General features: G+C 41.3%; 6 protein-coding genes, 1 other RNA gene and 1 pseudogene. 3 read left to right on the top strand and 5 right to left on the bottom strand.

Going from position 1 to position 5,424, the window contains the following annotated elements; translation table 11 throughout:
• Window positions 1-396, top strand: a pseudogene (locus OQJ86_RS25975) (IS4 family transposase); the annotation flags it as partial.
• Window positions 397-902: 506 nt separating this feature from the next.
• On the opposite strand, the gene OQJ86_RS25970 reads toward OQJ86_RS25975, so the two are convergent.
• The 5 genes from OQJ86_RS25970 to smpB form a co-directional block, all read right to left on the bottom strand.
• Window positions 903-1,157 carry a helix-turn-helix domain-containing protein gene (locus OQJ86_RS25970; protein ID WP_221070002.1) on the bottom strand — a complete coding sequence of 85 codons (255 nt, stop codon included), beginning with the start codon at window positions 1,155-1,157 and terminating at the stop codon, window positions 903-905.
• Window positions 1,158-1,728: 571 nt separating this feature from the next.
• Window positions 1,729-1,974, bottom strand: coding sequence for a helix-turn-helix transcriptional regulator (locus OQJ86_RS25965; RefSeq protein WP_265992143.1), 246 nt, complete (start codon window positions 1,972-1,974; stop codon window positions 1,729-1,731).
• A 137-nt stretch (window positions 1,975-2,111) separates the two neighbouring features.
• Entirely contained in the window at window positions 2,112-3,344 is a 1,233-nt protein-coding gene (locus OQJ86_RS25960; protein WP_043007120.1) for an integrase domain-containing protein, read from the bottom strand.
• Window positions 3,345-3,527: 183 nt separating this feature from the next.
• Window positions 3,528-3,894, bottom strand: a transfer-messenger RNA (tmRNA) gene (gene ssrA / locus OQJ86_RS25955).
• Window positions 3,895-3,960: 66 nt separating this feature from the next.
• A complete protein-coding gene (gene smpB / locus OQJ86_RS25950; protein WP_038868779.1) occupies window positions 3,961-4,446 on the bottom strand; it encodes an SsrA-binding protein SmpB in 486 nt (161 codons plus the stop codon).
• Between the two features lie 119 nt (window positions 4,447-4,565).
• On the opposite strand from smpB, the gene OQJ86_RS25945 reads away from it, so the two are divergent.
• Both OQJ86_RS25945 and OQJ86_RS25940 read left to right on the top strand, forming a co-directional pair.
• Complete coding sequence (locus OQJ86_RS25945; protein WP_265992137.1) at window positions 4,566-5,009, top strand: SRPBCC family protein; 444 nt, start codon at window positions 4,566-4,568, stop codon at window positions 5,007-5,009.
• Window positions 4,999-5,301 carry an RnfH family protein gene (locus OQJ86_RS25940; RefSeq protein ID WP_038868778.1) on the top strand — a complete coding sequence of 101 codons (303 nt, stop codon included), beginning with the start codon at window positions 4,999-5,001 and terminating at the stop codon, window positions 5,299-5,301. The genes OQJ86_RS25945 and OQJ86_RS25940 overlap by 11 nt, the downstream gene beginning before the upstream one ends.
• Window positions 5,302-5,424: the final 123 nt, after the last annotated feature.

Raw genomic sequence — 5,424 nt, 5'->3', positions numbered from 1 at the left:
TTCCATAAAGTCTGGAAAAGTGAAGGGACAGATGTGGAGTCACTCAGGCTACAAAGTAAAGATAACTTAGAGAGATTAAGTGTCATCTATGCCTTTGTTGCTACGCGTTTATTGGCGTTACGCTTCATTAAAGAAGTTGATGAGCTAACGAAAGAAAGTTGTGAAAAGGTATTGGGCCAAAAAGCTTGGAAGCTACTGTGGTTGAAACTAGAAAGTAAGACGTTACCTAAAGAAGTACCCGATATGGGCTGGGCGTACAAAAACCTTGCTAAATTAGGCGGTTGGAAAGATACCAAGAGGACGGGTAGAGCTTCAATAAAGGTGCTTTGGGAAGGATGGTTTAAACTACAAACCATCCTTGAAGGCTACGAACTCGCAATGTCTCTTGATCACTAGACTTGTGATCAAGAGACAGGCCTTTGGTGGCCTCTTCTATATGCCGGCTCCATCAATACATTATTGGAATGCGGCATTCTAGGAATCCAGTATGATATGGCACTCTTAACCGAAGATAATATTGAAGAGTGACGTTAATGTTGTTCAGGATGCATATTAAACAAGTGAAAAAGGGCAGCATATGCGTGTTTGGTAGTTCATCAAGAACAATAGTCTCAGAGCAATTCACGCTTCTCGGGGCTCCGCGCTTTCTGGTTTTTGCCCCCGCCTAAAAACGGCGGGCAGTGGTCCAGGGCTAATCTGCTAACACCTATACTAACGCTTATACTATGACTGGAGTAAATTCAGCATAACGAGTTATGCTGGTCGTGTTGTCAAGTATTCCAGAACCAGGCAAGTATATGGTATTCGCGTCTAGGTTTGGGGTATTTATTTGAAGTAGAGCAATAATTTAGACGATTTGGTTAGGAGTGGTGTTTGAACCGCATGGTAGATCGATTCTGCACTTAATCATCTGAAAACAGTTCTTCGATCTCATCCCAATCTGGTAGATGGTTTGTTTTTTCTGTGACCTCAAACTGTAAGCCTACAGCATCGAGCAATCTTTCAAATATATCAAACGAGCCAGTGAATCGACCGTTCTCGATCTCTGAGATAGTCGTTTTATTAATTTTGGTCAATTTTGATAACTGTACTTGTGTCAATCTCATGTGATTACGGGCCTGCTTAACTTTTAGGCCTATTTCAGATCTGTATGCCATCGTGCATTTTTCATTTAGTTAGCTATATGGCTAACATTTTAGATTGTGATGGTTATATTAGCTATATAGCTAACAATATATTGTTAACTTCTGCTTACTTTGAGGGATTTTAAAAAAAATAAAAATCACATAAAAACTATGAAAAACATGGTCTTGTGTTGAAATTTTGATTTTTTCCGGTACCGGACAAATTTCATTTTACTCAACGAGTACAGAGGCTCGTTTAAGTTACTCTTGTTCCCTACAAAGAACAATCATGCGTATCGTCCTAGGACGAATGATATAAACTGCTCTCGGTTTTTGAGGTTTGGTACCGTTCAAGGCTGCTGCTAGTTTTCATTAGCTTCAAGTTACGAACAATACGTTCCATAATTTCTATTCTTGATGTCGGTAATGAATTCGATGGCTTTCTACGAGGAGGCTCAATTTTTGAAAAGTATGTGTTGGAGGGGGAGTTTAGTAGGCGACTAAAAAAGCGGGCACGCTAGTACTGACCAAGTTAGTGTCAGCGCTGTTGCAAGTTAACTTTTTAACTGCCCGCAATTGAATTGGTGATTATCGATTTTGGCTACTAATGAGTTTTGAGGTCTTTTCTTTTTTTAAGCATTCTTTCGACCGCTTCATTTAGATCGGTACCATTTGCCGCCGCGATTAGGTATTCGTCAACTTCGTGACTGAAAAATCCGACAGCTCGACCGCCTAAAGATATAGGCGGCGGAAAAATTCCTTGATTAATATAACGATGAAGAGTGGCTTTGGAAAAATTAACTCTCGATAGTACGCGATTTTTTCTTTCGATTTTTATTTCAATATTCATGATTTTAAGCTCTTATTTTTGTTATTGCTTAAGTTGAATATACACGTCAAAAACACCGCAATCAAATTTAATTTCCTTTATAAACAGTTGCTTATAATTACCCGCTGGCTGATTTTTAATAAGCTTTGAACCTTGGTTTACAATAAGTTTTGGTTCTTCGCTAGAATAAATGTGTTTTTTGAAGCACTTATGATGTAGTCACTCCACCACTGCATGATGTTGCGTCGCTCTTCGAGGTACTCAGCATTGTTGTAGGTATCTCTGATTGTATTTCTATCTACGTGTGCTAACGAGAGTTCGATAGCATCTCTATTGAAGCCTTGCTCATTCAGTGCGGTACTTCCAATCGACCTCATTCCGTGGCTAACGAGTTTTCCAGAGAAGCCTGCACGCTTTATGGCAGCGTTGACAGACTGGCTATTCATGTGTGAACCAGCTTTAGCATCACTTGGAAATACATATTTGTGTTCAAAAGAGATAGGTTTCATGAATTGAAGAAGCTTAATTACAGGGTCTGACAAAGGGATTTTATGATCCCTTTTCATCTTCATTTTGTCCTTGGGTATAGTCCAAAGTTTTTGTGCAAAATCGATTTCGTTCCACTCAGCTTTCACGCATTCGGAAGGGCGAGTGAGCGTGTGAAGTTGAAATTCAAATGCGCATCGTGTCACAAGTTTGATATTAACTTTGGACATGCTTTCCAATAGAAATGGCAGATCTTGAGGGGTGATAGTCTTCATATGTTCAACTTTTGGCTTTTTGAAGACTTGCTTGATGTTCGCTAGTGGATTAGCTTCCACTTTGCCGCAGTTCACCGCGTATGTCATAACCTCATTCAAGCGCTGACACACGCGCTTAACTGTTTCGAGAGAGCCTTTTGCTTCCAGAGGACGGAGTTGAGCGATAACGGTGGGAGCGAGAATTTCCCGTAATGGTAGTTGAGCTAGATTGGGAAAGATATGTAATTCTAGAGAACGCCAAATGTCATCTGCATAATCTGAAGAAACAGAGTGTTGCTTTAGTTCAAACCATTCTTTAGCTACATGTAATAACGTGTCTTGAGCTGCTAACTTTTCAGCAGTTTGCTGATTATCTCGATGAGTTTTCGGGTCTATACCTTTGGCAACTAGCTCTCGCATAGTTTGTCTTTGTTCTCTCGCAGTGGCGAGAGAAACATCGGGATACTTGCCTAAGCCGATATTTTTTCGCTTTTTTGTTGTAGGGTGGATGTAATTAAATAGCCATGACTTTGTACCGTTCGGCATTATCCTCAAAAAGAGTCCATCACCATCACCGATAGAGAATTCCTTTGCTTGTGATTTCAAGTTTTTAACTTGAGTTGCAGATAAAGGTCTGATTTTTTTAGCCACTTTCCCAATCCTTGGTCGTATGTAACATCAAAAGATAACGTTTAACGCGCTGTTACATCTAATGTTACTTTACCAATAAGAATTAGTGAAACTTTGTGAGACTAAGTGATATGAGCAAACGCTTATTTTACGGGGGGTTAGATACAAAAAAGGGACGTCTTGAGACGTCCCGATTTTTTGATTTGGTGGAGCTGGCGGGAGTTGAACCCGCGTCCAAAAATCATTCATCATTGGTACTACATGCTTAGTCGATCTTTAATTTCACCAGCAACCTGCGAACCGACACGCTAGTTAAAGGCTAACCTGAATTATAATTCGCGCTTTTCCTCTCAGGTGGGAGAAGCCACGCTAGCTAGTTTGGGTTTGATCTCTTATTGGTCCCTGTCTTACGAGCGGAAGCTAGGGTAAGAGAGCTCTAAGCAGGTTATTAAGCTGCTAGTGCGTAGTTTTCGTCGTTTGCGACTATTTTTTTGCGGCTTTTTACGTGGCCAACCGCCCCACGGCATGCACCTCAGACTTCAAAATTCCTGTCGAATCCTAAATCAGCCCCAAGTGTTATCCGCATAGTACCAGAAAAGCTTTCCTTGTCTAGCTCTGTGCGTTTAAGTGCTCAAGATTAACGCAAGTTACTCTTCATGATACGTGCTTTATCGCGAGCCCAATCTTTTTCTTTCATATCAGTACGTTTGTCGTGAAGCTTTTTACCTTTTGCAACACCGATTTTGATCTTCACCCAAGAGCGAGACCAGTACAGTGACAGTGCTGCTAGCGTCATACCTTCACGGTTAATGCGACCAAGAAGGTTGTCGAGTTCACGACGACTCATCAATAGTTTACGCACACGTGTAGGGTTTGCGACAACGTGAGTTGATGCTTGATTAAGAGGAGTGATGGTCATTCCGCTCACAAAAGCCTCACCGTCACGCATGAAAACATAGCTTTCGGCGATATTAGCTTTTCCTTGGCGAAGGGCTTTCACTTCCCAGCCTTGTAGCTCCAAGCCGGCTTCAATTTCATCGTCAATGAAGTATTCGTGGCGAGCTTTTTTATTCAGCGCGATAGTGTTGCTACCCGCTTTTTGCTTTGATTTTTTCTTTACCATAATGGGCTCATTATACGGGTTGGATATACGTTAGGAAATCCTTTTATTTGCGCTATCGTGGAATAAAAGTAAAATTGGCACAAGCCTTAAAACATGTACGCGTATCGATAGGAGTGTGTATGAAGCAAATCAGCCGTTCTGCTTTGGTGTCTTTTAGTGCAGAGCAGATGTTCGATCTGGTCAATGATGTTTCGAAGTATCCTGAGTTTCTACCTGGTTGTTCAGGTTCACGAATCATTGAGTCTTCGGGCAAGGGTATGGTGGCTTCTGTCGATGTTGCGAAAGCGGGTATCAGCAAAACGTTCACAACTTCAAATGAACTCATCCCAGGTCAGGCTATTATGATGAACTTGGTGGATGGTCCCTTTAAGACGCTGCGTGGTGGTTGGATCTTCACTGCTTTGGATGAGCAAGCGTGTAAAGTAGAACTAAAGCTTGAGTTTGAGTTTTCGAGCAAAATGATCGAAATGGCTTTCGGCAAAATATTTAATGAGCTAACCAGTAATATGGTGAACGCTTTTACTAAACGTGCGAAACAGGTGTACGAGTGTTATGAGTATTGAGTCGGACATGATTCACGTTGAGGTGGTGTATGCGCTTCCTCAAGAACAACGTGTGTTTAATCTAGTTGTGAACAAACAAGCGACAGTTGAAGAGATCATTCGTCAATCTGGTGTTCTGGAACTGTACCCTGAAGTTGATTTGAAAAAGAATAAAGTCGGCGTATACAGTCGAAATGTTCGTTTAGATGCAACTATCCGTGATAAAGATCGTATCGAGATATACCGACCGTTATTGGCCGATCCAAAAGAAATTCGCCGTAAACGTGCAGAGCAAGCAAAAGCAGCTAAGTAACGCTTATGGACAGCTGAAAAACCTCCCAAATGGCTGTCTCTTGATTACAAGTCTAGTGATCAAGAGACATTGCGAGTTCGTAGCCTTCAAGGATGGTTTGTAGTTTAAACCACCCTTCCCAAA

The sequence above is a fragment of the Vibrio sp. Sgm 5 genome (genome assembly GCF_026241575.1).
GTDB lineage: Bacteria > Pseudomonadota > Gammaproteobacteria > Enterobacterales > Vibrionaceae > Vibrio > Vibrio jasicida.
The sequence above is the reverse complement of the archived record's forward strand: the minus strand, read 5'-3'. Positions and strand labels throughout refer to the sequence as shown.

Coding starts and splice junctions, on each gene's coding strand:
- OQJ86_RS25970 (WP_221070002.1), bottom strand. CDS start 1,157: ATGGCATACAGATCTGAAATAGGCCTAAAAGTTAAGCAGGCCCGTAAT.
- OQJ86_RS25945 (WP_265992137.1), top strand. CDS start 4,566: ATGAAGCAAATCAGCCGTTCTGCTTTGGTGTCTTTTAGTGCAGAGCAG.
- OQJ86_RS25940 (WP_038868778.1), top strand. CDS start 4,999: ATGAGTATTGAGTCGGACATGATTCACGTTGAGGTGGTGTATGCGCTT.
- OQJ86_RS25965 (WP_265992143.1), bottom strand. CDS start 1,974: ATGAATATTGAAATAAAAATCGAAAGAAAAAATCGCGTACTATCGAGA.
- smpB (WP_038868779.1), bottom strand. CDS start 4,446: ATGGTAAAGAAAAAATCAAAGCAAAAAGCGGGTAGCAACACTATCGCG.